Origin of the sequence: Streptomyces alkaliterrae (assembly GCF_007097205.2) — a bacterium.
Classification (GTDB): Bacteria; Actinomycetota; Actinomycetes; order Streptomycetales; family Streptomycetaceae; genus Streptomyces; species Streptomyces alkaliterrae.
This window is the reverse complement of the sequence record NZ_VJYK02000705.1, coordinates 1-485: the sequence shown is the minus strand read 5'-3', so window position 1 is coordinate 485 and position 485 is coordinate 1. Positions and strand designations below refer to the sequence as shown.

1 pseudogene is annotated in these 485 nt (G+C 80.4%); it reads left to right on the top strand.

The annotated features are described in order from the left end of the window. Window positions 1-394 (top strand): annotated as a pseudogene (locus tag FNX44_RS28660) (hypothetical protein); the annotation flags it as partial. Window positions 395-485 lie beyond the last annotated feature (91 nt).

Here is a 485-nt window from a genome sequence, read left to right as displayed (position 1 = left end):
GGGCGGCTCCACGCCCACCCCGGGCACCGACGGGGGCGGCGGCGACGGCGGCGAGGACCCCACCACCGGCGGCGGTGAGACACCGACCACCGGCGGCGGCGGTTCGGACGGCGACGGCGGCGACCAGGACGGCGGCGACGGCAGCGGCGGCGGCTCCACCGGCGGCTCTGGCGGCGGCACCGGCGGCGGCACCGGTGGCGGCAAGACGCCCGACCAGCAGGAGGAGGCCGACGGCCTCGACACGTTCGGCACCGGTGGCGGCGGTGCGGCCGGCGACACGGCCGTCGTCCTGCGCTACACCCCGGCCTCCGGCGAACCCAGGCTGCCGGCCGCGTACCTCACCGGCGCCTGCGGCGGGACCGTCTACCGCACGCAACCACTGCCGACTTCCTGACGACGGCCACCCGCCCGACCGCCACCCGCCTGACGGCCACCCGCCTGACGGCCGCCCGCCCGACCTGCGGCGGCGGCCCGTTGGCGGGGGT